At 58.9% G+C, this 26,333-nt stretch carries 24 protein-coding genes and 1 tRNA gene; 19 read left to right on the top strand and 6 right to left on the bottom strand.

Going from position 1 to position 26,333, the window contains the following annotated elements; genetic code table 11:
- Positions 1-11 precede the first annotated feature (11 nt).
- Positions 12-2,021 carry a heavy metal translocating P-type ATPase gene (locus tag HY36_RS05355; protein WP_035549561.1) on the top strand — a complete coding sequence of 670 codons (2,010 nt, stop codon included), beginning with the start codon at positions 12-14 and terminating at the stop codon, positions 2,019-2,021.
- 362 nt (positions 2,022-2,383) lie between these two features.
- On the opposite strand, the gene HY36_RS05345 is transcribed toward HY36_RS05355, so the two are convergent.
- The gene (locus tag HY36_RS05345) at positions 2,384-3,232 is read right to left on the bottom strand and encodes a DNA -binding domain-containing protein (protein ID WP_158534022.1); all 849 of its coding nucleotides are present in this window, start codon (positions 3,230-3,232) and stop codon (positions 2,384-2,386) included.
- A gap of 318 nt (positions 3,233-3,550) precedes the next feature.
- Between HY36_RS05345 and trbB the strand changes: the two genes are divergently transcribed.
- From trbB to HY36_RS17670, 17 genes are all read left to right on the top strand, one after another.
- Positions 3,551-4,546 carry a P-type conjugative transfer ATPase TrbB gene (gene trbB / locus HY36_RS05340; RefSeq protein ID WP_035549558.1) on the top strand — a complete coding sequence of 332 codons (996 nt, stop codon included), beginning with the start codon at positions 3,551-3,553 and terminating at the stop codon, positions 4,544-4,546.
- Positions 4,543-4,878 carry a TrbC/VirB2 family protein gene (locus HY36_RS05335; RefSeq protein ID WP_035549557.1) on the top strand — a complete coding sequence of 112 codons (336 nt, stop codon included), beginning with the start codon at positions 4,543-4,545 and terminating at the stop codon, positions 4,876-4,878. The genes trbB and HY36_RS05335 overlap by 4 nt, the downstream gene beginning before the upstream one ends.
- Positions 4,878-5,132 (top strand): VirB3 family type IV secretion system protein, encoded by a 255-nt coding sequence (locus HY36_RS05330; RefSeq protein WP_035549555.1) that lies wholly within the window; start codon positions 4,878-4,880, stop codon positions 5,130-5,132. Before HY36_RS05335 ends, HY36_RS05330 begins: the two co-directional genes overlap by 1 nt.
- Complete coding sequence (trbE, locus tag HY36_RS05325; protein WP_035549554.1) at positions 5,126-7,591, top strand: conjugal transfer protein TrbE; 2,466 nt, start codon at positions 5,126-5,128, stop codon at positions 7,589-7,591. Before HY36_RS05330 ends, trbE begins: the two co-directional genes overlap by 7 nt.
- Before the next feature lie 9 nt (positions 7,592-7,600).
- Positions 7,601-8,299, top strand: a complete 699-nt coding sequence (gene trbJ / locus HY36_RS05320) for a P-type conjugative transfer protein TrbJ (RefSeq protein ID WP_035549553.1) — start codon at positions 7,601-7,603, stop codon at positions 8,297-8,299.
- Positions 8,300-8,305: 6 nt separating this feature from the next.
- Positions 8,306-9,622: a P-type conjugative transfer protein TrbL gene (trbL, locus tag HY36_RS05315; RefSeq protein WP_035549552.1), complete on the top strand. Its 1,317-nt coding sequence runs from the start codon at positions 8,306-8,308 to the stop codon at positions 9,620-9,622.
- Between the two features lie 207 nt (positions 9,623-9,829).
- On the top strand, positions 9,830-10,522 hold the full coding sequence (gene trbF, locus HY36_RS05310; RefSeq protein WP_035549550.1) for a conjugal transfer protein TrbF: 693 nt from the start codon (positions 9,830-9,832) through the stop codon (positions 10,520-10,522).
- 5 nt (positions 10,523-10,527) lie between these two features.
- On the top strand, positions 10,528-11,565 hold the full coding sequence (trbG, locus tag HY36_RS05305) for a P-type conjugative transfer protein TrbG (RefSeq protein ID WP_035549589.1): 1,038 nt from the start codon (positions 10,528-10,530) through the stop codon (positions 11,563-11,565).
- A gap of 4 nt (positions 11,566-11,569) precedes the next feature.
- Positions 11,570-12,865, top strand: a complete 1,296-nt coding sequence (locus HY36_RS05300) for a TrbI/VirB10 family protein (protein ID WP_035549549.1) — start codon at positions 11,570-11,572, stop codon at positions 12,863-12,865.
- Positions 12,862-13,098: a DUF2274 domain-containing protein gene (locus tag HY36_RS05295; RefSeq protein WP_035549547.1), complete on the top strand. Its 237-nt coding sequence runs from the start codon at positions 12,862-12,864 to the stop codon at positions 13,096-13,098. The genes HY36_RS05300 and HY36_RS05295 overlap by 4 nt, the downstream gene beginning before the upstream one ends.
- A gap of 3 nt (positions 13,099-13,101) precedes the next feature.
- Positions 13,102-13,416 (top strand): DUF736 domain-containing protein, encoded by a 315-nt coding sequence (locus HY36_RS05290; protein ID WP_035549546.1) that lies wholly within the window; start codon positions 13,102-13,104, stop codon positions 13,414-13,416.
- 19 nt (positions 13,417-13,435) lie between these two features.
- Positions 13,436-13,633 carry a hypothetical protein gene (locus HY36_RS05285; RefSeq protein WP_035549544.1) on the top strand — a complete coding sequence of 66 codons (198 nt, stop codon included), beginning with the start codon at positions 13,436-13,438 and terminating at the stop codon, positions 13,631-13,633.
- A gap of 50 nt (positions 13,634-13,683) precedes the next feature.
- On the top strand, positions 13,684-14,061 hold the full coding sequence (locus HY36_RS05280; protein ID WP_035549543.1) for an antitoxin Xre/MbcA/ParS toxin-binding domain-containing protein: 378 nt from the start codon (positions 13,684-13,686) through the stop codon (positions 14,059-14,061).
- Positions 14,021-14,803 (top strand): RES family NAD+ phosphorylase, encoded by a 783-nt coding sequence (locus tag HY36_RS05275; protein ID WP_035549541.1) that lies wholly within the window; start codon positions 14,021-14,023, stop codon positions 14,801-14,803. Before HY36_RS05280 ends, HY36_RS05275 begins: the two co-directional genes overlap by 41 nt.
- Positions 14,804-14,848: 45 nt before the next feature.
- Positions 14,849-16,270, top strand: coding sequence for a toll/interleukin-1 receptor domain-containing protein (locus HY36_RS05270; protein ID WP_051602527.1), 1,422 nt, complete (start codon positions 14,849-14,851; stop codon positions 16,268-16,270).
- Positions 16,267-17,820 carry an argonaute/piwi family protein gene (locus HY36_RS05265; RefSeq protein WP_035549539.1) on the top strand — a complete coding sequence of 518 codons (1,554 nt, stop codon included), beginning with the start codon at positions 16,267-16,269 and terminating at the stop codon, positions 17,818-17,820. The genes HY36_RS05270 and HY36_RS05265 overlap by 4 nt, the downstream gene beginning before the upstream one ends.
- Positions 17,821-17,832: 12 nt before the next feature.
- Positions 17,833-19,350, top strand: coding sequence for a hypothetical protein (locus HY36_RS17670; protein ID WP_051602526.1), 1,518 nt, complete (start codon positions 17,833-17,835; stop codon positions 19,348-19,350).
- On the opposite strand, the gene HY36_RS05255 is transcribed toward HY36_RS17670, so the two are convergent.
- Complete coding sequence (locus HY36_RS05255; RefSeq protein ID WP_233346128.1) at positions 19,345-20,814, bottom strand: DUF6538 domain-containing protein; 1,470 nt, start codon at positions 20,812-20,814, stop codon at positions 19,345-19,347. The genes HY36_RS17670 and HY36_RS05255 overlap by 6 nt on opposite strands.
- A 101-nt stretch (positions 20,815-20,915) precedes the next feature.
- Positions 20,916-20,992: transfer RNA gene (locus HY36_RS05250), tRNA-Asp, on the bottom strand.
- A gap of 159 nt (positions 20,993-21,151) precedes the next feature.
- Between HY36_RS05250 and HY36_RS05245 the strand changes: the two genes are divergently transcribed.
- Entirely contained in the window at positions 21,152-23,446 is a 2,295-nt protein-coding gene (locus HY36_RS05245; protein WP_035549535.1) for an AsmA family protein, read from the top strand.
- A gap of 57 nt (positions 23,447-23,503) precedes the next feature.
- On the opposite strand, the gene HY36_RS05240 is transcribed toward HY36_RS05245, so the two are convergent.
- From HY36_RS05240 to HY36_RS05230, 3 genes are read right to left on the bottom strand one after another with little or no spacing between them, the layout of a single operon-like run.
- Positions 23,504-25,036 (bottom strand): cryptochrome/photolyase family protein, encoded by a 1,533-nt coding sequence (locus HY36_RS05240; protein ID WP_035549532.1) that lies wholly within the window; start codon positions 25,034-25,036, stop codon positions 23,504-23,506.
- Positions 25,037-25,048: 12 nt separating this feature from the next.
- Positions 25,049-25,717 (bottom strand): DUF6134 family protein, encoded by a 669-nt coding sequence (locus tag HY36_RS05235; RefSeq protein WP_035549529.1) that lies wholly within the window; start codon positions 25,715-25,717, stop codon positions 25,049-25,051.
- Positions 25,714-26,271 carry a cupin domain-containing protein gene (locus tag HY36_RS05230; RefSeq protein ID WP_035549526.1) on the bottom strand — a complete coding sequence of 186 codons (558 nt, stop codon included), beginning with the start codon at positions 26,269-26,271 and terminating at the stop codon, positions 25,714-25,716. Before HY36_RS05230 ends, HY36_RS05235 begins: the two co-directional genes overlap by 4 nt.
- Positions 26,272-26,333: the final 62 nt, after the last annotated feature.

Below are 26,333 nucleotides of genomic sequence, written 5' to 3'. Positions count from 1 at the left end.
TGGAGACGCTTATGTCACCCCCGAAACACTCAAATCATGATCATGACACTGACAGTCATGGTCATGACCATGGCGATGTCATTAGCCGTATAGTGGGCCCGCGCGCGGAAATCATCTTTGCCGGGCTAGCTGGACTTTGCCTGCTGGCAGGCTGGCTCGGACCCAAACTTGGGTTTCTACCGGACCCCATCGGATTTGGCTTCCTGCTCGCGGCTTACTTTTTCGGCGGTTATTTCGTGCTGCGTGAGGCCATGGGTAAAATACTCAAAGGCCAGTTTCAGATCGACTTTCTGATGCTGGTGGCTGCTACGGGCGCCGCCATTCTCGGCGAATGGGCGGAAGGTGCTTTTCTTCTCTTCCTGTTTGCCATTGGCCATGCCCTTGAAAACTATGCCATGGCCCGGGCGCGCAATGCGATTTCGGCTTTGTCGGATCTCACTCCGGATGAGGCGCTTGTCCGTAGGGGTGAGACGACAGAAACCATTGCGATTGACGAGTTAGTTGTCGGCGATGTCGTTGTGGTGCGTTCCAATGAGCGCTTGCCAGCCGACGGATTTGTGGTCAGCGGACAAAGCGCCGTCAATCAGGCGCCCATTACAGGCGAAAGCGCGCCCGTAGACAAAAGACCCGTGGCTGACCGCGAAAAGGCAGCTGCTAATCCTGACGCGCTGAAGGCCGAAAGCCGCGTGTTCGCGGGGTCAATCAATGGGTCCGGCAGTCTTGATATAGAAGTGACCAAATTGTCGGGCGAGACGACGCTGGCCCGCGTTGTCACCATGGTGAGCGAGGCTGAAACACGCCAGTCACCGACCCAGAGTTTTACCAAAAAGTTCGAGCGCATATTTGTGCCGTGCGTCATTGTTCTGGCGGTTGTTACGTCGCTGGCCTTCCTTGTTTTGGACGAGACGGCTTCCGAAAGCTTCTACCGAGCCATGGCTGTATTGGTGGCGGCAAGCCCCTGCGCGCTGGCCATTGCAACCCCAAGCGCCATTCTCTCCGGCGTGGCCCGCGCCGCGCGCGGCGGCGTGTTGATCAAGGGCGGCGCGCCGCTTGAGGCGCTCGGACGGCTCGACGCCATCGCCTTTGACAAAACAGGCACACTGACGGAGGGCGAGCCGCGCCTAGTGGATATTGTGCCTTTCGGCGATGTCGATGAAGACACTTTGCTCAGGGTTAGCGCCGCTGTTGAAACGCTGAGTGATCATCCGCTGGCCGAGGCCGTGGTGCGCGATGCGAAAAGGCGCCTCGGATCAATCCCCGACAGCGCAACCGATTTTACAAGCATAACCGGTCGCGGTGTTTCCGCCATGTATGATGGCCAGATTGTGCATATCGGCAAATCGGCCTTGTTTGATGAGGTGGACGGCAAGCCAGTGCCCGAGGACTTGGCAGAGCGCGTCAATTCGCTGTCGGCCGATGGCCGCACAACGATGATTGTGCGCCATGGTGAGCGCTATCTGGGCGTAATCGGTCTGATGGACACGCCGCGCGAGGCCGCGAAAAGCGTCATAGCGCGGCTGCGCGACATCGGTGTGACCCGCATGATGATGATTTCGGGCGATAATCAGAATGTGGCAGATGCTGTCGCGCGAGACGTTGGGCTGGACGAGGCCTTCGGCGATCTCATGCCCGATGACAAAGTCACCAAGATCAAATCGCTCAAGCAAGGCCGCGGCGTCGCTATGGTTGGGGACGGCGTCAATGATGCGCCTGCCATGGCTAATGCGACTGTCGGTATTGCCATGGGAGCGGCGGGCTCAGACGTTGCGCTTGAGACCGCTGACATTGCCCTCATGGCTGATGATCTTGAAACGCTGCCATTTGCCGTCGGATTGAGCCGGGCGACCAGTCGCATTATCCGGCAAAATCTTTGGGCGAGCCTCGGCATCGTCGCCTTTCTTATTCCCGCGACGCTTTTCGGTCTCGGGATCGGGCCCGCTGTCCTCATTCACGAAGGTTCAACTTTGATCGTCGTGTTCAACGCTTTGCGACTACTTGCGTTCCAGGATCGCGAGCATTGATGAAACTGAAGGTCATCTGGTGCCGAATTCAATCAAACGCCCTGGTGCCGCCAGCGCGGCTCAGTGTTTCTGACTAAAACTGAAAAGTAATCATTCACAAAAGTAGTCTACGTATGTCGATGAATAATTTGCGGAACTTGTTCATTACGGGGACCTTAGCCGCCTCGCTCGCGGGATGCGCGTCGGCCCCAAAAGCTTTCCAACCATTAGATGTCATCGAAGCTGAAGCGGTCCGTGCCGAGTGCGGACTCATCCTACCGGCTTCCAGACTCAAGAGCGGCGGAGACTTCAGGCGACGGGCATATCAGACCTGCAAGAGCGACGTTCTAAGAGAGCTTGCCCGCAATGAGTGAAGACTTCACTCATGCGGCACGCTGATTAAACCCCAGCTGTGCGCCGAGAAGTTCAACCAGATAGCCGCCATCCCGCAGCCCCTCCGCCTTTTTGATAATGTAGCGGATGGCGTCCCGCATGGTGCCGGTTTCATCGCTCCACTCGGCATCGACGGCCGCTTTGCCGTTGAGAACAATGGCGATTTCGCGCCGTGACATGCCAAGCTCAAGACAATCGAGGGCGACCAAACCGTCACGCAGGATTTGCGTGGTTTTGGTCCAGAGCGGCGCCTCGGGCACGCTGCCTTCCTCGATCAGGGCAAGTGCGGCTTTCTGCGCTTTCAGTTTGCGCTCATAGGCTTTGAGATCAGAGATGGTCAGTTTCATCCGAACAGGTTCGAGCCCCAGAATCGAAACGCCGGTGCAGCGCACCTGCACGACGCAGCCCTTGCCGCGGATCAGAAGAAATTCGCGGGCCTGCAAATCGGTAATGTGGGTGATTTGGCAAATTGGAACCGTGCTGTCCCAGATATCACAGCTTTCGCCCGGCGCCCGTGGTGAGCAGTTCACTTCCACCTGATCGGGAAACACATGCTTGTTCCAGACCGCATCGGCTTCAAACCCATTAAGGTCTGGATCGGGCATGAACATAAGGCCCCAGCGGTGAGCGAGGCGCTGCGGGTTGCGGGGCTTCAAGAGACGAATATCGGCGCAAGGCGCTTTCATTTCAGATACATCGTCGTCCGACCGCGCCTCTGCATCGCGTCTGAGGTCGGGATTGCGCCTTGCATATTCCCATGCCCAGCGATCAGGCGACAGGCGCGAAAGGTAATCGTAGCGCGCCAGGACGCCTTCCGAACTCAAGGTAAAAGTCTTCATCATCAGCTCCCTTCACAGGGGAATTCAGCAAGATGAGTGCCAACCTGAAATTGAAGACTGAATTCATACGCGCAGATTACTTAATGCATGAACAGCATCTTACGGGAATAATTTGAGCATCTGATCACTATTCAAACTCTCCTCATGAGGGATTTTTACAGTCGCAACCTGTAGCAATAGTTACAGGTTCGCGTTTGCATTCATCTGCAGCAGGTCGCGGGGCGTTGCTGGATATGGCCCGCAGTCCCACTCCCCGAAAATCGCATGGGCTGTCAGGCTTTGGTCACTCGGAAACGTGAGTGACAGGAGCCTTATGAAATGGACAAGCCCGCGCACCAAAGCGAAACAGAAGACCGTCGCAGCGCAATGCTGCGCACCGCGTTCTGTTCTGTGGTGCGCGAAGCGCTGGAAGCGCCAGATACGATCGAAATCATGGCCAATCCTGATGGATCGGTCTGGATCGAGAAGGCTGGCATCGGCCTCATCATCTCTGAACACACTCTCCCGTCTTCCGACCGCGAGCGCGTCATCCGGCTCGTGGCCTCTGGGGTGGGAGTAGCCGCAAACCGCACCTCCCCGATTATCTCTGCTGAACTCCCCGGCAGCGGCGAGCGGTTTGAAGGGCTTCTCCCACCCGTCTCAACCGCGCCATGTTTCTCCATCCGCAAGCCTGCGACCACACCGTTTGAACTCGGCGACTATGTCACCCAGGGCGCGCTGGCGCCTGCGCTGGCCCAAGCGCTCAAGGACGCGATTGCAACGCATGCGAACATTCTGATCGCCGGCGGCACGTCCTCTGGCAAGACGACATTTACCAATGCCTTGCTGGCAGAGCCCTCACTACATGACGACCGCATCGTCATCCTTGAAGACACGCGGGAGCTGCGCTGCGCCGCACCCAATGTCGTCCAGCTCAGAACCCATCGCGGCAGCACCAGCCTGCAGGACCTTGTCCGCTCGACCCTGCGCCTGCGCCCCGACCGGATCATTATCGGCGAAGTGCGCGGGGCTGAAGCGCTCGACCTGCTCAAAGCCTGGAACACCGGCCATCCCGGCGGGATCACCACGCTGCATGCGAACTCCGCCCACGGCGCGCTAGCGCGGCTTGAACAGCTGACACTGGAAGCCACACCGCGCGCGCCCTTCGACCTCATCGCAGAGGCGATTGACGTCGTCGTGTTCATGAGCCGCGCGGGCGGCCAGCGCCGCGTTGAAGAGGCACTCCGCGTCACCGGCTTTGACGGCGAGGGCTACCAGACCCAGCCGCTCGTCTCCCGCTCTTTGTCCCTCGTCCAACATGGAGAAACACTATGACCCTCTACACCCACCTTCAGACCGTAAACCGAACGGTTCAGGTCGCGGCCTGTATCGGCCTCGGCCTGATGATCGCCGGTCCCGCCCATGCAGCAGGCTCCGGCATGCCCTGGGAAGGTCCGCTCGATCAGATCCTGCAATCTATTGAAGGGCCCGTCGCGCGGATCGTCGCGGTGATCATCATTACGCTGACCGGTCTGACCTTGGCTTTCGGAGAGACCAGCGGCGGGATGCGAAAGCTGATCCAGATTGTGTTCGGTCTTTCGATCGCCTTCGCCGCCACCAGCTTCTTCCTGACTTTCTTCAGCTTTGGCGGCGGAGCGCTGGTCTAGTGGCGGAAGGCTATGAAATCCCCCTCCATCGCTCGCTGACCGAGCCGATCCTGATGGCGGGCGCACCGCGCACGGCCGCCATCGCCATCGGGACGCTCGCTGCCGCGGTCGGCCTTGGGCTCCAGCTCTGGATACCGGGCCTCGTGCTCTGGACCGTCGGGCATTCAGCGGCCGTGTTCATGGCGCGGTCTGATCCGGATTTCATGGCCGTTGCGAGCCGTTCGACGCGCCACAAGGAGCATCTGACATGCTGAACTTGCGTGAATATGCCGACACACCAACGCTTCTCGCCGACTATCTACCATGGGCCTGTCTCGTTGCGCCGGGCGTCGTCCTCAACAAGGACGGCAGCTTCCAGACGACATTCAAATATCGTGGCCCTGACCTTGAAAGTTCGACCGAGGAAGAACTCGTCTCGGTTATGGCCCGGGTCAACAATGTCCTGCGCCGGTTTGGCTCAGGCTGGGCGCTCTTCTTCGAGGCGCAGCGCCACGAGGTGCATGACTATCCGGAGGCGGAGTTTCCAGATGCGCTGTCCTGGCTCATCGATCAGGAACGCGCGCTGCAAGCCGAAGAAAGCGGCGCCCGGTTCGAGAGTGCCTACTATCTAAACCTCCTCTGGCTACCGCCTGCCGATGCGACGGGCCGCGCCGAGAAGGCGCTGATCCAGCGCGCTGAGACCGAAGATGCCGCGACCTGGCGGCACCGGCTGGAGACGTTCCAGCAGCACGCGGACCGCGTCTTCGATCTCCTTTCCACCTGCCTCGCCGAGATTGGTAAGCTAACTGACGATGAGACGCTGACCTATCTCCACTCGACCATCTCGATCAAGCGCCATCCTGTTGTGACGCCTGAGCTGCCGGTCTTCCTCGACGCCGTGCTCGCCGATGAGCCCTTCGCTGGCGGGCTGGAGCCGATGATCGGTGACGCGCATTTGCGCACGCTGACCATTCTCGGTTTTCCGGCCTCGACCCTGCCGGGCATCCTTGATGAGCTGAACCGGCAGGGTTTTGCCTATCGCTGGGCAACGCGCTTCATCGCCATGGACAAGGCCGAAGCTGAAAAAGTGCTCGGAAAGAAGCGCCGCCACTGGTTCGCCAAACGCAAATCGATCGGCGCGGTCCTGCGCGAGACCCTGTTCAATGAACAGGCGGCCCTCGTAGACAATGACGCCGACAATAAGGCGGGTGATGCCGACGCCGCGCTACAGGAACTCGGCTCCGACCTTGTCTCCTATGGCTATGTGACCACAACGATCACTGTCGCCGATCCCGACCGGCGCGTGGTGGACGAACATATCCGCGTGGCCGAGCGCATCGTGAATGGCCGCGGCTTCACCGCAATCCGCGAGACCCTGAACGCCGTCGATGCCTGGCTCGGGAGCTTGCCCGGTCATCCGTATGCCAATGTCCGTCAGCCCATCCTGCACACGCTGAACCTGGCCCATATGGTGCCGCTGTCTGCGGTCTGGGCGGGCGAAGACGCCAATCGACACCTACAAGCCCCTGCGCTCATCCAGGCACAGACCGACGGCACAACACCGTTCCGCCTAAATCTCCACATTGGCGATGTTGGTCATACGCTTGTCGTCGGTCCCACCGGCGCGGGCAAGTCCGTGCTCCTGTCCCTGCTCGCCCTGCAATGGAAGCGCTACACAAACGCCCAGGTCTTCATCTTCGACAAGGGCCGGTCCGCGCGCGCTGCAACGCTTTGCATGGGCGGCGCGCATATCGACCTTGGCAGTTCGAACGCCCCAAGCCTCCAGCCCCTGAAGGACATCGACACCGAACATGGCGCGAGTTTCGCCGCTGACTGGCTGACAGGTCTCTGCACAAATGAAGGCGTCAGCATGACGCCGGACCTGAAAGCCCGGCTCTGGGAAGCGATCCAGTCTCTCAGCTCAGCGCCTGAAAACGAACGCACGCTGACAGGCCTCAGCCTGATGCTGCAGGACGACACGCTCAAATCGGCGCTCCACCCGTTCACGCTGGAAGGCCCGCATGGCCGCCTTCTCGATGCCGATCAGGAGAGCCTCGCCCTCGCCGATACAGTCTGTTTCGAGATGGAAGAGCTGATGCACGCGAAAGGCGCGGTCGCCCCCGTCATCACTTACCTGTTCCACCGACTTGAAGCCCGGTTCACCGGCAAACCAACGCTGCTCATCCTAGATGAAGCCTGGCTGTTCCTCGATGATCCGATGTTCGCGGCGCGCATTCGCGAATGGCTCAAAACCCTGCGCAAGAAGAACGTGTCTGTCGTGTTCGCAACACAAAGCCTGGCCGACATCGCGAACTCAAGCATCGCGCCTGCACTCGTCGAGTCCTGTCCGACACGGATCTTCCTCCCGAATGAACGCGCGCAGGAACCGCAATCGAAAGAGACCTATGAGCGCTTCGGACTCAATACCCGCCAGATCGAACTGATCTCAAGAGCCACGCCGAAGCGCGACTATTATTACCAGTCACCCCTCGGCGCGCGCGTCTTTGATCTGGGACTTGGACCCATCGCCCTCTCGGTTTGCGGGGCGTCCTCGCCGGAAAATCAGGCCCGCATGGACCGCATCTGGGCCGAGACGGAAGGCGACGGCTTTGCTGCCTGCTGGCTGATCGAGAAAGGCCTGCCCTGGGCGGCTGAGCTGCTCACCCGCTGGCCCGGCCATGCGCCTGAAGCCGCCGATCCGATCCAATCAGTCCACGCCATCGCCGCCGAATAGGAGCCCCCGATGAAACGCTTCCTTGCCTCCGCCCTCATTTGCGCCGCGCCGCTCTCCATCCTCATCGCCCCGCCAGCCGCCGCCCAATGGACGGTCTATGACCCGGCCAATCACATCCAGAACATCTACCAGGCGATCCGGTCGCTTCAGGAAGTGAACCAGCAAATCCAGCAGCTCACCCATGAAATCGAGATGCTGGAGAACATGGCGCGCGATCTGGAGGCGCTGCCCGATAGTATCGTCGACGACATATTGCGCCGCATGCGCCGCATCGAGGAGCTGATGCGCGAGGCCGAAGGCATCGGCTACCGCGTCGAGGAAATCGAGCGCGAGTATGAAGAGGTGTACCCTGAAGACTATGGCAGTGAACCGCCGCGCCAGGCCGTCCTCGTCGAAGAGGCCCGCGCCCGCTGGCGTCAGTCCCGCACGGCTTACCGGGACAGTCTGACCGTCACGGCGCAGGTCGTCTCCACAGCGCGGGCTGACAGTGACAGTCTCGGCCGGCTGATCGCCGACAGCCAGTCCGCCGTCGGCAATCTCCAGGTCGCGCAGGCGGGAAACCAGATCGAGGCCCTGCAGACTGAGCAGCTGATGCAGATGGAAGCCATGATGGCCGCCCATTACCGCGCCGAGGCGCTGGAACGCGCGCGCCAGCTGGCCGAGGCCGAACGCGGCCGCGCCCGCACCCGGGCCTTCCTCGCAGAGTAGCGCCCCATGGACGTGATCGACACATTTCTCGCGACCTTTATCGCCTACATTGACAGCGGGTTCGGCCTGCTGGCGGGCGATGTCGCATACCTGTCGACCACGCTCATCGCTATCGACATTACGCTGGCAGGCCTGTTCTGGGCGCTCTCCCAGAACACGGACGTGATCGCCGGGCTCCTCAAGAAGGTGCTCTATGTCGGCTTCTTCGCCTTCATCATTGGCAATTTCTCTCTTCTCGCAGGGATCGTCTTTGACAGTTTCGCGGAGCTTGGCGTGACCGCTGGCGGCGGGACCATGACCGCCGATGATCTCCTGCGCCCCGGCTTCATCGCCAGTGTCGGTCTCGACGCCGGTCAGCCGCTCTTGGAAGAGATCAGCGACATGCTGGGGCCAATCTCCTTCTTCCATAACTTCATCATGATCGCGGTGATGTTCATCGCCTGGGCGATCATCATGGTCGCCTTCTTCGTGCTGGCCGTGCAGCTCTTCATCACGATCCTGGAGTTCAAGCTGACGACGCTCGCCGGGTTCGTGCTCGTGCCGTTTGCGCTCTGGAACAAGACGACGTTCCTGGCTGAACGCGTCCTCGGCAATGTCATCACCTCGGGCATCAAGCTGATGGTGCTTGCCGTCATTATTGGCATCGGCTCGACGCTCTTCTCATCCGTGACCGATGCGTTCCGTACCGGCGATGATGTGACGCTCGCGCAAGTCATGGGCACGGTGCTCGCCGCGATCGTCTTCTTCTGGATGGGCATCTTTGCGCCCGGCATCGCCTCCGGCCTGATCACCGGTGCGCCGCAACTCGGCGCGGGTTCCGCCGCAGGCGCGGCCGCCGGTGTCACAGCCGGAACCTATGTCGCCGGGATGGGCGGCCGCGCTGCCGTCGGCGCCGTCGCGGGCGGGGCGTCCTCCGCCGTCAAGGCCGGCGCCAGCATGGCCGGCGCGGCGCGCACTTCTTATACGCTGGGATCGGTCGCCTCTGGCGCATCCGGCGCAGCGGGCGTCGCCGCAGGCCTTGCCGGTGTCGCCCGTGCAGGCGGCGACGCTATGCGTCGCACAGCATCGCGCCCGGCTCAAGCCCTCAGAGACGCCTACCAACGCGGCAGTCAGGGCGCCTGGCGCGCCACCGGCGGGTCTGAGGCCGCGTCCATGCAAAACTCTGCCTCCGGATCATCATCAAGCCAAAGCCCCGGCTGGGCGCGGCGCATGCAGGCGAGCCAGCGCATGGGACAGGCAGGCCAGATGGCCGCGCACTCCCTGCGCGACGGTGATCGCGGCGCTTCGGGCGCAAACCCCACCCTCAGAGACAAGGACGACTAGACGATGGCTTTCAGGCGATCCTCCTCCAGCTATGGACCAAGCCCGTTTCCCGAAACGCCTTACCAGAAGGCGGGCCAGATCTGGGAGTTCGCAGCCGGTTTGCCGCAGGCAAAACAATCCATCCGGGGGATGGATTGTAGGCGAAGAACGCCGCGGCAGCGGCCCGCAGGCTCCCGCTTCAACCCAACAAGACAGGAGGTCTGATCTATGGCGTTCAAGCGTTCATCTTCAAGCTACGGCCGCAGCCCGTTCCCCGAGACGCCATATCAGAAGGCCGGACAGGTCTGGGATGAAAGAATAGGCTCCGCCCGCGTGCAGGCGAAGAACTGGCGGCTCATGGCGCTCGGCTGTCTCGGGCTCTGCTTCGTCACCTCCGGCGCGCTGGTCTGGCGCTCGATGCAATCCACCGTCACGCCCTATGTGGTCGAAGTCGATGAGACGGGTGCGGCCCGCGCTGTGGCTCCGGCCACGACAAGCTACACGCCGACCGATGCCCAGATCGCCCATCACCTTGCGAACTTCATAGAACATGTCCGGGGGCTTTCCGTTGACCCTGTCGTCGTCCGCGAGAACTGGCTGCGCGCCTATGACTTCGTGACCGACCGCGCCGCCACCACGCTCAACGAATACGCCTCCGCCAATGATCCTTTCGCCGATGTCGGGCGCAAATCCCGCACCGTGGACGTGGTCAGCGTGGTTCGCGTCTCGGAGGACAGCTTCCAGGCCCGCTGGATCGAGAAGACCTATGAGAATGGTGCGCTCGTCAGCGCCCAAAGGTTCACCGGCAATTTCACAATCATCACCCAGCCGCCGACGGATGCAGAGACCCTGCGCGCCAATCCGCTCGGCCTTTATGTCCATGCCCTGAACTGGGGTCAGGACCTCGTTACAGGAGAATGATCCCCATGCTTCGTATTCTGCTTGCCACTTCGGCCCTCGCACTTACCACGGCCTGCGCCACGACCGAGCTTGAACCTATCGATGCGAGCGCCTTTGTCGCGGCCAAGCCCGTCGAGGATAGGACCGACTATCCGGTGGAGATCGTCGAAACCGCCGTCGCGCTGCCGCTGCCCGGCCAGATGATGCCCATCGGCGCGCGTGTCACCACCAATGCCGATGGCAGCGTGACGCGGACCTACACAAGGACGATATCGCGTCCCTCAGTGTCACCGGCTGAAGCCATCAGACAGGGCCGCACCGGCGCGCTTATCGAACCTTCGGTCGATGGCTATGTGAACGCGATCCAGGTCTATCCCTATACAGAAGGCGCGCTCTACCGGCTCTATGCCAGCCCCGGACAGGTTTCGGACATTGCCCTGCAGCCGGGCGAGGAACTGGTCTCGGTCTCGGCAGGCGACACGGTCCGCTGGGTCGTGGGCGATACGATCTCCGGCTCTGGAAACACTTCCCGCGCGCATGTGCTGGTCAAACCGATTTCCTCCGGCATTCGCACCAATCTGATGATCGCCACGGACCGGCGCACCTATCATCTGGAACTTGAAAGCACGGACGGCGGCTATATGGCCGCTCTGTCCTGGCGCTACCCCGCGGATGAACTCGCAGGCCTCACTGCCCGCAATGAGCGCGCGATCGCACGGGACGCGGGAAGCATTGAGCGCGGCCTGACGCTGGAAGGCCTGAACTTCGACTATCGCCTCTCCGGCGACAGTCCGGACTGGAAGCCTGTCCGCGTCTTTGATGATGGCCGTCAGGTCTTCATCCAGATGCCGGAGGACATCGCCACAACCGACATGCCGCCGCTTTTCGTGCTCGGCACGGACGGTGATGCGGAACTGGTGAACTACCGTGTGCGCGGCAATTATTATGTCGTGGACCGGCTGTTCCGTGCGGCCGAGTTGCGCCTCGGCGAGCGGAACCAGACCGTGGTGCGAATCTCACGCAACGAGCGGCGCTCGCCGCTGGCTGGCCTGTTCGGGAACTGAGCCGATGTCCGAGCCCATTCCCTTCGACGAACATGCCGAGCGGCTGAAGATCCGCTCCAGCCCGAAGCCGGTGACGCGGATCAATCGCAAAGTATTGATGGTCGGCGCAGGCCTCGGCGTGCTCGCCCTGTTCGCAGCCATGAGCGTTGCCCTCAAACCGCCAACCGCTATCGATCCGGATGCCCGTCGCGAGCTCTACAACACGACGAACACGCGCAAGCCCGAAGGTCTCTCAACGCTTCCGACCAGCTATAGCGACATCACATCCGTCGAGGACCGCGTCACGCGTCTTGGCCCACCGCTTTCGGGCGATCTCGGCGCGACCATGCTGCGCGCCGAACGCGAGCTCGGTATCGAACCGGAATATGTGACCCGGTTCGAGGATGACTTTCGCCCGAACCCAGCCGACGAGGCCGAACGTGCAAGGCGCATGCGCGAGGCCGCCCTTGCCGATGAAGCCGCCCTTGCCGATGAAGCCGCCCGCGCACCGGTCTTTTTCCGACTCGATTCTCAGAGCGGCACGGCAAGCACCACCGACACCCGTCCTGCTTATCGAGACCCCGCGCTTGATCTGGGTTCTGAGCTTCTGGCGCTCGCCGCTCTGCCGCAAGGCGCACGGTCCGCTTTCGGACAGCCTATCGATACAAATCTCCAGTCCCGCAAGCTCGCCTTTACGAGCGAAGGACCAGCAAGCGACATCTACAATCCACACGGCGTGGAAGACCCTGCCTCGCCGTATCAGGTCATGGCTGGCACGCTCATTCCGGCTTCAATGGTCACGGGCATCAACTCAGACCTGCCGGGCACGATCGTCGCGCAGCTCACCCAGCCCGTCTATGACACCGTCACCGGCCAATACCTCCTCATCCCGCAGGGCTCGCGCCTGATCGGGCGCTACCAGTCGGAAGTCTCTTTCGGGCAGGACCGCGCACTCGTGACCTGGGACCGGATCATCTTCCCGGACGGGTCGTCGATTGTGATTTCCGCGCCAGGCGCTGATGCGCAAGGCTTTGCGGGTCTCTCGGATCGAACCGATCATCATTGGGACCGCGTGTTCATCGCAGCAGGCCTCGCCACCATTCTCGGCGTCGGCGCAGAACTCGGTGCAGACGGTGACGGCGATCTCGAACGCGCGATCCGACGCGGCACGACCGACACCGTCAACCAGGCCGGCCAGCGCGTCGTCGAACGCAACCTTGGCATTCAGCCGACGGTCCGTGTGCGGCCGGGCTGGCCCGTGCGCGTGGTCGTCACCCGCGACCTCATCCTCAGACCCCATCCACAAGGAACAAGCAGATGACCCTACGCCTTGGACAGTTACCCGATCGCACCCCGGTGCGTATGAGCCTCTCGGTCGATCCCGACCTCGCCAGCGCCCTCAGCGACTATGCCGAAATCTACCGGCAAACCTATGGCGCGGAGGAAAAGCCCGAAGCGCTCATCCCCGCCATGATCGAAAGCTTCCTGGCGTCAGATGCCGGGTTCAAACGGGCGCGCCGCGCCCTTCATTCCAACGCCAGCAAAGGAGACTAACCCATGGCGCAGATCGGCACGTTCACCCTGAAAGATGGCAGCTATACCGGCACCATCCGTACCATGACCATCAACGTCAAAGCACAGCTTGTCCCGAACAGTGACAAGGCATCAGATGGCGCACCCGACTTCCGGCTCTATGCCGGCGGGGCCGAACTCGGTGCGGCCTGGCGTCAGGAAAGCAAGGACGGCGAAACCCCGTACCTCGCCGTCAAGCTCGACGATCCAAGCTTTGCCAGCCCCGTGCGCGCCGCCTTCTTCGAGAATGAAAAGGACGGCACCGGCGTCATGGTCTGGAACCGGACGAAGACCAACTAGCAAAGGGTCTGGCGCCCCAATGAGCCTCAGCCTGCATGATCTTGAAAAAGGCCGCCGCATTGCGGCGCTCGTCGTGCGCCATTGCGGTGAGAAGTATTTTCCCCTGTTCGACCGGTTCGACCGGGAAGTCCGCGAGCGGGCCTCGGCGGCCGACCGGATCGAGGACGCCATCGGCGCGAACATGCCCGCTCGGCCGAGAAAGCGAGGGCGCTCTTGATTTCCTCAGAAAGAACCGCTATATATCCCTTCAGTGGAAAGGATCGCTCAATGTCCCAAACAGCAGCCATCGACGCACAGGAACGGGCACGGGTGATGACCATGGCCGTGGTCCGGGCCGCTGAAAAGCTTGGTCTTTCCGGGAAGGACATGGCCCTGATTTTGGGGGTTTCGGAACCGACCGTGTCGCGGATGCGCAAGGATGAGTTCCGGCTGGAGGAAGGCACCAAGCCGTTTGAACTGGGAGCGCTGTTCGTTCGCCTGTTCCGGTCGCTTGATGCGATCACCGGCGGCGACGGCAAGGTGGCCAACGCCTGGCTACGCAATGAAAACCGGGCGCTTGGCGGTCGTCCACTCGATCAGATCAAGACGATTACAGGACTGACCCATGGCCTTGCCTATCTGGATTCCAGACGCGCTCCGCTCTGAGCGGCAAGGCGTATCCCGCGTTTTCTGGCGCTGCGTGGAGGCGCAACACATCGTCTCCACGCTTCAGCTTGTTGATACGCTGGATGAGCAGCGTATTCTCGAAGACATGCTCGAAGAAACAAAGCCGCCTGTACCCCCCGACTGCGCAGGGCTCCACTATCTCTACATGACGCCGTTCCGCTACGGCCTCTATCCGAACGGCTCGCGGTTCCGCCGCGCCGGACCGACGCCCGGCGTCTATTATGTGTCCGAAGAACCGGCGACAGCGATCATCGAAACCGCGTTTCATTTGCTGCTCTTCTACGCAGACTCTCCGGGCACGCCATTTCCGGCGCAGCCGAGCGAGCACACCGCATTCGACGTGCCGGTCCGCACCGACGCAGCCATAGATCTCATGTCAAAGCCATTTAGCGACGCTGCCAACCTCTGGACGCATCCAAACGACTACGAAGCGTGCCAGCAACTCGAAGAAGCTGCGCGTGCGGAGAGTATCGGGCTGATCCGCTATGCGTCAGTGCGCGATCCCGAGCACCGGCCAAATGCGGCTATTCTCTCCTGCGCCGCCTTCGCCGCCGCAACCCCGACACAAAACCAGACCTGGCGGCTATGGTTCAACAAGACAGGCGTGCACACGATATGTGAGTTTCGGGGAGAAAGATTTGGTATTCCAGCGCTTGCATGGGAAACCGACGAAAGACTCAAGCGACTGTTTTCTGCAGATACCACGCAGAAAACTCCATAAAATTGAATTACATAAATAGTCGGATCCCACTGAATCGAATGCTCCATGGAAAAAACACAGAATGAGCGCACTGTCCTCTTCGTCACAAAAGCGACGCCAGAGGATAATGAATTCACAGAGTGGCTCGCCCCGCGCCTTGAGGCTGCAGGATACCAGGTTTTCGCCGACATTCTGAATCTCGAAGGAGGTGAACGCTGGCGAAAAACATTGACCCGTACTTTGCAGGACCGGGCGGTAAAGCAATTGCTGATTTGCGCCGGAGATGGCTTGCATAAAAACGGCGTGCAGGAAGAAATTGGCATTGCAGCCGACGTCTCCCGCACGACCGGTGATGAAAAATTCACGATACCGCTTCGCGTTAGGAGCTTCCGCAAAGTCTTCGGCATGGGAGAACTACAATATCTGAACTTCGAGGATAGCTATGCGGATGGTCTCGCTGATCTGTTAGAGACGCTCGAAAAGCAGAACGTCCCAAAACTCAATGAACCTTTGATTCAGCCGCAATGGGAGCAGCACCGAAGGCGAAATGAGATCAGACTGGAAAACCGCGCCGAAACCCTGACCAGCAATTGGGTCGCGATCGAAAACGCGCCAGACGAGATCGCTTATGTCGCGCCGACTGGACCTTGCGATCGCGACAAGCTGAAAAGGCGCGCGAACAGCTTCGCTTTTCCCACTTATCCTCACTTATCTGGTTTCATCACCTTCGCTTCCCCCTTGGAAATGGCCGAGCATTTCGAGGGGTTCGGACCGATCAAGACGATTGCTACGAGTCGCCTTTCATCTTTCATGGAAAAGGGGTGGTCGGAACTCGACATAAAGAGTCGTGAAGCCAAAAATATTTTAGTCGCGCTATTCCGTCAGGCCTGGGAGCGACGTCTCTCTTCGATCGGGTTTCAAGAATATGGGTGGGCGAGCGGTCTCGGGCATCATGCCGCCCCCGCGCAGATTCGCATCAACGAACGCGTGGCATGGGGGCCAAAGGAAGGCAAGCGTAGGTCGGTTCTGCGGAACGTCGCAAAGGGGCGGGTTTGGTCCTACGGCGTGAGCGCAATTCCCAATCTCTATCCCTTCCCCCATTTCCGGCTCAAGGCTCGGGTTCTGTTTTCGGATATCAAGGAAAACGCTAAAGGAGATGAGGACCGTCAGGGCAGCATCATCGACGATAAGGAGAGGCAGCACCGTCATCGGCGCAGCGACTGCAAGGGCTGGAGGAACAAGTCCTGGCACGGTCGCATGATGGCGTTTCTGGAGCTTGTGGCGGGAGGCGATTCCTATATCTCACTTCCCATCGGCGCGGGCGGCAATCTCGTCCTCAACGTAATGCCTATACAGATGATTTCACCGGTGACGACACCGATCGTCCATGACGACGAGGACGCCGAAGAAACTGATCCCTCGACTCTGGCTGGCGATTTTGACCCCGAGGATGGGGATACCTCCGATGAAGAGGAGGCGCAGAAATGAAATTTGACGTCGTTACGCCGAGACTTATTCACCTCCCGGAACCAGCTCTCTCATTCGGTTTCGGTCAATCGACGGACCATCCCAAAGACGGGCTATATCTCTACGGACCCCACAAAGCGGATGATCGCAACAAGGTCATCACCATAGGCGTCATCGGCACAACAGAGGGACTGGAATATTTCCGGCGCTGGGGGCGCAGCGTGCTCGGCGATGTGCTCGTGCCGCCCCCAAAAAAGACGGACAAGGAACATCGTCTCCATCTCAGCAATTTTCCGGGGATGCCTGCGGCCTTTGGTGTTAGCTTCGACCCCCGAGACTTCATTGAATACGTGGTCGACGGCGACAAGATTGAGACAACCACAGCCCTGCAAAACCACCATGAAGCGGTCGCCCAGACAGTTGAAGTTTTTCTCGAACGCGTTCGCCATCATGACGAAAACGAAGAAAGACGTCCCGACGTCTGGGCGTTTGTCCTGCCAGAAATTATCTATACGCGTTGCACACGCCAGGCTCGGCGCAGCGGCGTGACTCTATCTCCTGGCGAATATGTGAAGCGTCAGAAGCAGCGCAGCAACTTGCCGCTTCTGGAAGATGTAATCGATCTTACGAAAGAAGACATCTTCGATGACGTTCCGGACTTCCATCGTCAGGCAAAAGCCAAGCTTCTGAAGCTGGGCTACACTTCGCAGCTCGTGCGGGAAACAACGCTTGCGCCGGAAGCATTCACAAATGCCCACGGCTATCCTATCCGCGGTGTCCAGGATGCAGCCACAATTGCCTGGAATCTGGCTACTGGTCTCTACTACAAAACGCAGGCCGAACCGCCGTGGAAGATCGCTAATATGCGCGATGGCGTCTGCTATGTTGGGCTCGTCTTCAAGAACCTCCCAAATGACAGGAACAATCATGCATGCTGCGCGGCACAGATGTTTTTGTCAGAAGGCGACGGGATCGTCTTCCGTGGAGCAAATGGCCCTTGGCAAACGGAAAACGGCGAGTTCCACTTGAAGAGCACCGCCGCCCGGGATCTCATCGGCAAAGTCCTTGAGACGTATGAGGAGAAATTCGGCGCACCCCCAAAGGAACTCTTCATCCACGGGCGCGCTGGATTTTCGAGCGAAGAATGGCGCGCCTTTGAGGCAGCCGCTCCCAAGGAAACGAATATCGTCGGTGTTCGAATTAAGACGACGACCGGCCAGGTGAAGCTGTTCCGGGACGGAAAGTATCCAACCTTGCGCGGCACGGCCATGATCCTCGATCAGAATAACGCCTTCCTCTGGACATCCGGCTACGCACCGAGATTGGACACATACATTGGTCCAGAAACGCCAAACCCTCTGAACGTGACTGTACTAAAGTCATCCGGCGAAAGACCGGATATTGAAACGGTGCTGTCCGACATCTTGGCGTTGACGAAAATCAACTACAACGCCTGCAACTACTCGGACGGCCTGCCCGTCACCATCCGATTCGCGAATAAAGTCGGTGACGTTCTGATTATGGGTAGCGCGAGAGGCGGCGGAAAGCAGCCGTTCAAATTCTATATCTGACGGAGAACATGAATGGTCTATGTAAATGGAACCGCACATATCCGTCACGCTCAGAGCGGTCAGGTCTATGAGATTGATGCCGACATGCTCGACTTCGAAAGCGTCTCCAGTGAAGAACGCAGCATGGGACCGGAAACAGCCTATTCGGCAGTCGTTGAACATCCGGAGCTTGGGCAGCTCACCTGGTCGATTTGGGAATATCCAATAGGCGCAGAAAATTATCGCGAGACCGATGTCGGCCCGCATGAATTGCTGAACAACCTTGAGTTTGGACTGGAACACGAACCGCCAGACCCGGACGAAGACGGCGACGAAAGAATAGACGAAGAAGACCGACAGGCGCAGATAGACGCGCTGGTTGAATGGTTCTTTGAGCGTTATGAAGATCCGGCCCAGCGGCTACCCTATATCAGCGCCGAAGGCGGCTACCAATGGATTTATGGCGGCCCTTACGATGCACGCGAGGAACTGGCTGAGAACTTCCCAGACTTGCCCGACGACGTCATCGAAGCTGCTGTCGATGAAATCGAATCTGACGGATTGACGGATTGGGCACCCGTCGCAAGTGCCGAGGACTATGATCAGTATGAGGACAACGAGCCGGATGATTTAGAAGTTTCCGCAATCGCGCGCGACCTTGAAGATTTAATTCAAGGCCTTCCAGAGGCCGTTGCTGAGCCAGCGTTTGAGGTCGGCGGTGATGGCCTGATCCATATGGCGATCCCTCCTGATGCGACGACGCCGGATGCGAACAACCCTTTGCTCGATGAGTTACGTGAGGCAACGCAGGATTTACTACACGAACTCAATGGAACGAATGCGCATACGGATCTTCTGAATGCCGTGCAGCGCTATCACGCTACCATCAGCGCTGATTCGATTTCTATTTCGCAGGTTTATTCTCGCGGCATACGGCTGGCGAACGTCGGTGAGGCAACCGAAAAAGCGATCGCGCGGGACTATCTTCCGTCATTCCCGTTGAGTGTTGAGGCGCATCTGTCCTCTGTGCTGGACCTGAACCGCGCTTACATTATGGCCCACCCGGAAGGACGCAGGATCGCCGAGAATTCTGCCGCCTATCAACGGACGCCATCAGATACAGAAGCAATGCGAAGGGCCGCGGATGATTTTGCCGATGCCGTTGCCAGTGCACGAAGCCTGTTTGCCGATGACGTCCGCGAACTCGTTGTACAGGCATCGTCGCAGATAGGGCACGGCCCCCAGCCAGGCCGGTCGAATCAGAACGCCGCACACACGTTCGGCAACCTGACTCGGTTCATTCTAAAGCAAGTTGGGACCGCAGCCTTGTTCACAGGCGCCGCTCTCGGCGGCGCGGCAATCACGGGAAGTATTCCGGGCGGGGCGTTGGCTGCAACCGGAACCGAGTACATCAATTTATGTTGGAGCTTTTTGGTCGCAAACGCATCCGCCCTTCACGCGATTGCCGCCTCCTTTGGCGCAGACTTGTCCTGGATGTCGTCTGCTGCGCACATTCTCGAGCGACACAAAGCGCAAAAGCCTGACTCATGATTTTGCGGAGCCGCCGACTGCCCAGAGTACATTTTCGCGATCAAACAACTCCATCACCCGAGGATCAAACGGGTGGATGATCTTGAGCAGTTCGTCACGCCGATACTCAAGCGAGCCACCGTCGCCATAGACGGGTCTTGTCGTCTTGTGGCCCATGAGCAGGCATCGCAGGCCGTAGTCGATATTGGCTTCCTGCATGCGTTTCTCGAAGGCGTGGCGGAATGAGTAGATCTTGTGGTCGGGCGACTCCAGCAGGCCGCGATTGCGGAAGTTCTTCATCATGTTGGCGGAGAAAAGCTCGCCCTTGTCGTAGTAGTGGGCAAAGGCTTTCGGCGCCGCGCGCTTTGCCGCTTCGAGTGCGATGCCGACCAGCGGAATGTCCCTCTCGGAGGTGTCGGTCTTCACTTCGCGGTCCGTCCGTGCGCGGATGGAGATGTAGGGCACCGGCTCATCAATGTGAAAATCTTCAACGCGTAGGTTGATGATCTCACTCGGTCGGCATCCTGTCTCGATCAGCATCAGCGTAATGAGCTGCAGTTCCGGCCGCCATTTACGGGTAGCACCCGGCGCAAGAATCTTCTCCCGCACCCAGTTGGATGAGAATGGCGGCACTTCGGTTCTCGCCTTCGCCTTGAAGTGCATATTGCGGAAGGGGTTCGGACGTTCCTCTTCGCCAATGTGCTTGAAGTAATCGGCATAGAGCGAACGGATATTGCCGATGTGACGGTTAGCGGTGTTAGGCGCGACCGGCTTTGCGTTCTGATCCTTGGGTCTGACCTGTTTGGCCCAGTGCTTCTGGTAATTGAGCGCGAGGTCACGGGTGATCTCCTCAAGGGCAATGTCACCGGCAAAGTCGATAAAATACTGAACTGAGGTTCGCTTAGTTTTCTCCCACGATGCGCGTTGGTTCGGCGATTTGTACAGCTGCGCGTTGTACGCGATCTCGTTCACATAGACTTCGAAAGCCTCGGACACGCTGACAGTCGGTTTCGGCGCGCCGCCAAGCAGCGCTTCGGCGTCCCGCACTTTGGGGATTTCGGCGGGCCCTGCGTTCTGATGAACCGCAAGCAGCCGTGCCAGCGCCTCTTCAAGCGGCGCAACAGTCGCGAGATGGTCGATGGGCTGATAGGTGAAGCCGCTCGCCAGCGCCTTGACGGTCGCCATGCGATAGCGGCGACGAACGGCCTCCGAAGTTTCCCGACTGGATGAGGGCCCGACCTCTTCGGCGATCTTCAACGATGCCCAGTAATGGTCATCGGCTTCGGCCAGCAAGTCGCGCTTGTAGCGAGCCTGGTCGATTGAAGTGGTCCCCAGCGATTCCTTGATCCGCTTGCGCGAATCAAGGTGCGCGAACTTACTCGGCACACGGCGGTTATACCACCAGACGCGGCCTCGCTGTTCGAGGTAGGAATTGTCGTCGACGCGCTTCATGACGCCGACCATTGGTCCACAATCTGGTCCCATTTTGGTCCACAGATTCCGGCCATTTTATGCAAAGCGAAGCAAACGAGATCAAAAATATCGTTTAACTTCAATGCTTTACACGGAAACCATTTCGAGAGAAATGGCGCGAGTGACGGGGCTCGAACCCGCGACCTCCGGCGTGACAGGCCGGCACTCTAACCAGCTGAGCTACACCCGCGCATTTCCTTGCCGCAATCCGGCGAGCCGCTTCTCTATTAGACCCCGGATGGCCGGTCAAGCGGGGAACTTCACGCGAATTTGTACTTTTCTGTATAAAGCTGTCATTCCCCGGCCATATTCCCATGAAACCCTGCCGCTCCACTATTGAGGCTCCCCCATGAAACGCGTTCTTGTCATCCTCTCCGGCGTCCTACTCCTGCTGATAATTGCTGCATTTTCAGTGCCTTTCTTCATTCCGAAGTCTGTCTACAAGAAGCAGATCGAGACCGCCGCCACGAATGCGCTGCAGCGGGAAGTGATTCTGGCGGGCGATGTGAACATTTCTGTGTTTCCAAGAATCGCTGCGTCGGTGTCCGAAGTTACAGTGGCGAATCCCGATGGCTTTGCGACTCCATACATGATTGAGGCGGGCGAATTGCGCGGATCCGTCAAATGGATGCCCCTGCTGTCCAGACGCGTGGATGTTCAGGAAATCGCATTCGTAGACGCAGACGTATTCCTCCAGCGAAAAGCGGATGGCAGCACGAATTGGGAACTCGCCTCCAGCGACACCCCTTCTGAGACCACTGAAAATTCCGGGGGCGGCTTCGATGCAGGTATTGCGTCGGCGGTCCTGCAGAACGCGTCCCTGACATACCAGGATGACGAGTCGGGCAAAACGTATGAGCTGACAGACTTTGATCTTCAGGCTTCGCTTCGCGGCATGGACCAGCCCTTGTCCGCAGAGGCAAGCGGGCTGTTCCAGAATCAGGTGTTCGACCTGTCACTTCGACTGGAAACACCGGAAGCGCTGACCAGTAATCTGCCCGCGACAATGGAGTTCAAACTCTCGTCCAATCTGGGCGACATCCGCTATGACGGAAACGTACAATTGGGTGACGCGCCGAGCGTCGATGGGGCATTCAATATCGCCTCATCCGATGTGGCGGCGCTGGCTCGCCAGTTCGATCTGGAGCTGCCTGCACAAGATGCACTTGGACGGGTCCAGATTTCAGGTCAGGCCAATGGCCCACTTGATGCCTTGGTATTCACAGGGCTGGACCTGTCGCATTCTAGTGAATTGCTGAGTGCATCATATGCTGGTGACGTGTCCCTCGCCGGAGATGGCTCAATCAGTGGCAATCTATCGGTTTCAAGCAAGGAGCTGAGAGGCTTGCTCGCAGCCGCTGACACTGAATTGGCGCCGGGCGACACACTTCAGTCCTTTGCCGTATCGGGCGCGGCCGCGGGCAGTTTCAAATCCATCATGGTCAACAATCTGTCTCTCTCGCTTGATGAGCTGAGCGGCACTGGAAAGGCTGGCATAGACCTTTCGGCAGCAACACCTCGCATCATCGGGGATCTGGACATGCCAACGCTCGACCTGACGCCCTTCATGGGAGAGCCGGAACAGGATGCATCAACGACGTCCAAGGGCATCCAGCCATGGAGCGACGAACCACTTGACCTGTCTGGCCTCAAATCAGTGAATGCCAATCTGGACCTGAAGGTTGGCACATTGACGATCGGCGACATCACGCTCACCGATGCAGTCATGGAGGTGGATCTCTCAAATGGGCTCCTCACTGCAGACCTCTCTCAATTCAAGGCGTTCAATGGCAACTGGCTTGGCAAGCTTACAGTAGATGCACGCCCCACCGCGCCCAAGGTGAATTTCGACATGCAGGGCGAGAACGTCGCTGTATCGAACCTACTCGATACATTGGCAGGGTTCGACAGTCTGACAGGAACCGGACAGTTCAAGGTCTCTGCGCAGTCTACCGGTGGCTCGATTGATGAGATCATGAACGCGCTGGATGGTCAGGTATCGACCAATCTCTCTGAAGGCGTGATCAAGGGGCTGAACGTGGCTGCCCTGGTACGCAGCGCGTCGACGCTGAAAGAGGCGGTGGCAACCGGATCAGTGCAGAACCTCAATTTCAGCGAAGCCTTGTCAGAGAATGCGGAGACGGATTTTTCCAGCTTTGACACGGTCCTCACCATCAATGACGGGGTGGCCAATGTTGATCTCATGAAGCTGTTGAACCCGGTGTTGGGAATCGATGGAAGTGGACAAATCAATCTGGCCGGTCAGTCAATGGATTTGCGGCTTGCCACCAGCGTAGACAAGGCCGCTCAGGGGCAAGGCAGTGTTGTCCAGCTGAACGGAATTCCCGTGCCGGTGCGCATATTCGGCGCTTGGGACAATCCCAAGGTTACCCCTGACCTCAGCGGAGTCACCAATGCCCTGAAAGCGGAGCTTGGATCACGTGTGTTGCAGGAACTCGGCCTGACTGAAGATGGAAGTGCAGGCAGCACAGAATCCGTGATCAATGGGTTGCTAGGTGTTGGAGGCGCGCAAGGTGACGCTGATTCATCCGATGAAGACGCGCCGACTTCCGCGGAGGACGCTGCGCTTCAGGCACTTGGCGGATTGCTCAGCAATCGCAGCAAGAAAAAGACTGACGAGTAATCTGGAATGTCTGAGCAATGACGAAACCGACACGCGCCACTCCGCCAGTGGTGCGCCTCAACACATTCCGAATGACTTCATCAGACTGGCTGCACGCGCCTGTATCTGTTTCCGGTCGTCGTCACTCAGTCGCTCAACATTCTTGAGGACAAGACCCATGCGCGGATTAGTCTGCAACACGTCCTGGTTCCGGATCAGAAAATTCCAGTACAATGCGTTGAACGGGCAAGCGTCGTCTTCTACCCGCCCCTTGTGATTGTATCGGCAGTTGCCGCAATAATCCGACATCTTGTTGATATAGTTTGCGCTGGCTGCGTAGGGCTTGGAGGCGATCACGCCGCCATCGGCGAATAATGCCATACCATGCGTATTGGGCAGCTCGACCCATTCATAGGCGTCGGCATAAACGCGCATGTACCAGTTGTTGACCTGATCGGGGTGGATGCCCGTCAGCAGCGCAAAATTCCCCGTAACCATCAGGCGCTGAATATGGTGCGCATACGCATGTTCGATGGTTTGCTGGATTGCGTCGGACATACAGGCCATATCGGTCTCGCCAGTCCAGTAGAACTCCGGCATATCATTCTGTGCGTTCAGGAAATTGCTGTTCTTGTATTCCGGCCCCTTGTACCAATACAGCCCCCGCACATATTCGCGCCATCCCAGGATCTGACGAACGAACCCTTCTACAGCGTTCAAAGGCGCGCGCCCTTCCCGCCATTCCGCTTCCGCGCGCTTGCAAAGATCCAGCGGGTCCAGCAGCCCCACATTGAGATACAGCGACAGGATCGAATGCCACATCCACGGCTCTTCCTGCGCCATCGCGTCCTGATAGTCTCCAAACCCCGGAAGAATATCTGAGATGAACGCATCTCGCGCAGCCTCAGCCTGCTTTTGTGTGACCCCATAGTTAAAAGGTCTGAGGCGTCCAAAGTTATCCGGAAACTGATCTTCAACCAGATCCATCACCTCTTGCGTGATGTCATCCGGCTCGCAAAACCACCGTTGCGGTGTCTGCTTGGAGTTCGGCAACCGCTTGCGATTTTCCTGATCATAATTCCACTCTCCACCAGCAGGTTCATCGCCATCCATGAGAAGACCGGTTTTTCGGCGCATCTCGCGATAGAAATATTCCATACGGAGCTGCTTTCTATCCGCAGCCCAATCAGAGAAATCGTCCAATGTCGCGATGAAGCGCGTATCGTCACGCAGCTCCACTTCAACGTCGAAGAGATCTGGCCAATCTTCCATATCGGCCAGCAGGCGCCATTCACCCGGCTTGGTGACGATCAGCTTCTCCACATCAGACAGGTCTTCGATCGCACGTGAAACTTCCGCTCGCAAAGCCCCCTGATTGTTCTTGTCCGTCAGGTGCACATAACGAACCGAGAAGCCTTTCTTCTCGAGTTCATGGGCAAAATGGCGCATCGCAGAAAATACGAAGGCGAGCTTTTTCTTGTGGTGCCCGACATATGTCGCCTCCTCCATAACCTCCGCCATCAGAACAATGTCTGATTCAGGGTTCGCATCTTTCAGGGATGACATGCTAAGCGACAATTGATCGCCCAGAACCAGTATCAGGGATGGCATTTGTAATCTGTGTCAGTACGGCTTTGTAAGCACGTATTCGATGTCCTGACCGCGCGCCTCGAACGCAAGCTTCAGCCAGCGCCCCGCCTCATCATACCACAGCGTCACGTCAATATCGGAGTCCAGCAAGTACCGCGCGGCCTCCACTTCCTCGCCAGCGGCAACGATCACTTCCTTGCCTTGTTCGGACACGGACACATCAAGGATTTCACCATCCTCGGTCGACAAGAGTTCGGTAGCCTTCGTGGCTGCAAAATTCCAGTGACTGGACGGAATGATCGATGCCGTTACCCGGCCGTCAAATTGGGTTCCATCAACGTCCAGTTCATTGCCGGCCCGCGTCGCTGTTACCTGGCCTTCCTTGCCGTCATCATTGACCTCGCCGTTCAGCGAGACAAGTTGACCATCCTGCCAGACCTCGGTGGCGTCCAATTCGTACTTGAACACCGTGATAGGGCCCAGCCCAGCTTTCAGCAGCACATCCGTCCTGGCTGTCAGTCGACCGTTTGAGTCCTCACCAAACGTCACCGAGTGCGAGCCGAACGGTTTGCCTTTGCGGAGCACATCAAATTCGATGACATCACCCGGCTCCGGTGTCCACGCACCCCCAGAATTCTTGGCGGCAGCAGGTGAGGCGATCATTGCGGTAGAGGCAAACAGGACTGCGAGTGTGCGTTTCATTGGAAGATTCTCCAGAAATTGTTCGGCCGATGGGCCACGAAGCAGACACAGGCTTCCTCACCGACCGCGGACGGCTTATGCCGCATGCCGGGCTGACCAAGCACGAGATCACCGCGTGAATAGGTCCCATGTCCATCAGAGAAACGCCCGGACAGCACGACGGTTGCTTCCAAATCGCCATGACCATGCATTGGCGCCGATTGTCCCGGGTCCAGCTTCATGAATTTGGTTCCCGGTGCCCCGGCGGATGCGTATTGCACGCCTAACAGGCCGCGCCGCCATTTGAGAGACTCCATGGGCTGCGCCAGCAATCCTGCTGCAGACAAGCCTGACTTTCGCGACTGCACCCGTTTGTGAGCGTATACAGTCCCGCCCGTTTCGGCGATATCAGAAGACTCCAGCAGGACGCCCCCGATCATCGACCAGATATCCGCCGTTTCGGCGCCATCCGGGTTGAGTGCGACGTGCAGATCCGCTGCCAGCGCAAAGGACTCCGGATGGTTCCCAGCAGCGTGGTCCATCATGAAGGCGATATACGTGTCGTTCCGGGTCAAGCGAGGTGTCCTTATATAATAAGTGTCTGTCGCTATCGTTACGCACTGCGACGCTCCTCGGA

The organism is Hyphomonas atlantica corrig. (assembly GCF_000682715.1).
In the GTDB taxonomy this organism is placed as follows: domain Bacteria; phylum Pseudomonadota; class Alphaproteobacteria; order Caulobacterales; family Hyphomonadaceae; genus Hyphomonas; species Hyphomonas atlantica.
Note: the sequence above shows the minus strand (reverse complement) of the source record. Positions and strands in the feature narration are given on the sequence as shown.

Excerpts from the sequence above, each read along its gene's own strand:
- trbG (WP_035549589.1), top strand. The coding sequence starts at position 10,528 with ATGCTTCGTATTCTGCTTGCCACTTCGGCCCTCGCACTTACCACGGCC.
- trbJ (WP_035549553.1), top strand. The coding sequence starts at position 7,601 with ATGAAACGCTTCCTTGCCTCCGCCCTCATTTGCGCCGCGCCGCTCTCC.
- HY36_RS05355 (WP_035549561.1), top strand. The coding sequence starts at position 12 with ATGTCACCCCCGAAACACTCAAATCATGATCATGACACTGACAGTCAT.
- trbL (WP_035549552.1), top strand. The coding sequence starts at position 8,306 with ATGGACGTGATCGACACATTTCTCGCGACCTTTATCGCCTACATTGAC.
- HY36_RS17670 (WP_051602526.1), top strand. The coding sequence starts at position 17,833 with ATGGTCTATGTAAATGGAACCGCACATATCCGTCACGCTCAGAGCGGT.
- HY36_RS05300 (WP_035549549.1), top strand. The coding sequence starts at position 11,570 with ATGTCCGAGCCCATTCCCTTCGACGAACATGCCGAGCGGCTGAAGATC.
- HY36_RS05290 (WP_035549546.1), top strand. The coding sequence starts at position 13,102 with ATGGCGCAGATCGGCACGTTCACCCTGAAAGATGGCAGCTATACCGGC.
- HY36_RS05270 (WP_051602527.1), top strand. The coding sequence starts at position 14,849 with ATGGAAAAAACACAGAATGAGCGCACTGTCCTCTTCGTCACAAAAGCG.
- HY36_RS05245 (WP_035549535.1), top strand. The coding sequence starts at position 21,152 with ATGAAACGCGTTCTTGTCATCCTCTCCGGCGTCCTACTCCTGCTGATA.
- HY36_RS05275 (WP_035549541.1), top strand. The coding sequence starts at position 14,021 with ATGGCCTTGCCTATCTGGATTCCAGACGCGCTCCGCTCTGAGCGGCAA.
- HY36_RS05240 (WP_035549532.1), bottom strand. The coding sequence starts at position 25,036 with ATGCCATCCCTGATACTGGTTCTGGGCGATCAATTGTCGCTTAGCATG.
- HY36_RS05255 (WP_233346128.1), bottom strand. The coding sequence starts at position 20,814 with ATGGGACCAGATTGTGGACCAATGGTCGGCGTCATGAAGCGCGTCGAC.
- HY36_RS05285 (WP_035549544.1), top strand. The coding sequence starts at position 13,436 with ATGAGCCTCAGCCTGCATGATCTTGAAAAAGGCCGCCGCATTGCGGCG.
- trbB (WP_035549558.1), top strand. The coding sequence starts at position 3,551 with ATGGACAAGCCCGCGCACCAAAGCGAAACAGAAGACCGTCGCAGCGCA.
- trbE (WP_035549554.1), top strand. The coding sequence starts at position 5,126 with ATGCTGAACTTGCGTGAATATGCCGACACACCAACGCTTCTCGCCGAC.
- trbF (WP_035549550.1), top strand. The coding sequence starts at position 9,830 with ATGGCGTTCAAGCGTTCATCTTCAAGCTACGGCCGCAGCCCGTTCCCC.
- HY36_RS05295 (WP_035549547.1), top strand. The coding sequence starts at position 12,862 with ATGACCCTACGCCTTGGACAGTTACCCGATCGCACCCCGGTGCGTATG.
- HY36_RS05345 (WP_158534022.1), bottom strand. The coding sequence starts at position 3,232 with ATGAAGACTTTTACCTTGAGTTCGGAAGGCGTCCTGGCGCGCTACGAT.
- HY36_RS05265 (WP_035549539.1), top strand. The coding sequence starts at position 16,267 with ATGAAATTTGACGTCGTTACGCCGAGACTTATTCACCTCCCGGAACCA.
- HY36_RS05235 (WP_035549529.1), bottom strand. The coding sequence starts at position 25,717 with ATGAAACGCACACTCGCAGTCCTGTTTGCCTCTACCGCAATGATCGCC.
- HY36_RS05280 (WP_035549543.1), top strand. The coding sequence starts at position 13,684 with ATGTCCCAAACAGCAGCCATCGACGCACAGGAACGGGCACGGGTGATG.
- HY36_RS05335 (WP_035549557.1), top strand. The coding sequence starts at position 4,543 with ATGACCCTCTACACCCACCTTCAGACCGTAAACCGAACGGTTCAGGTC.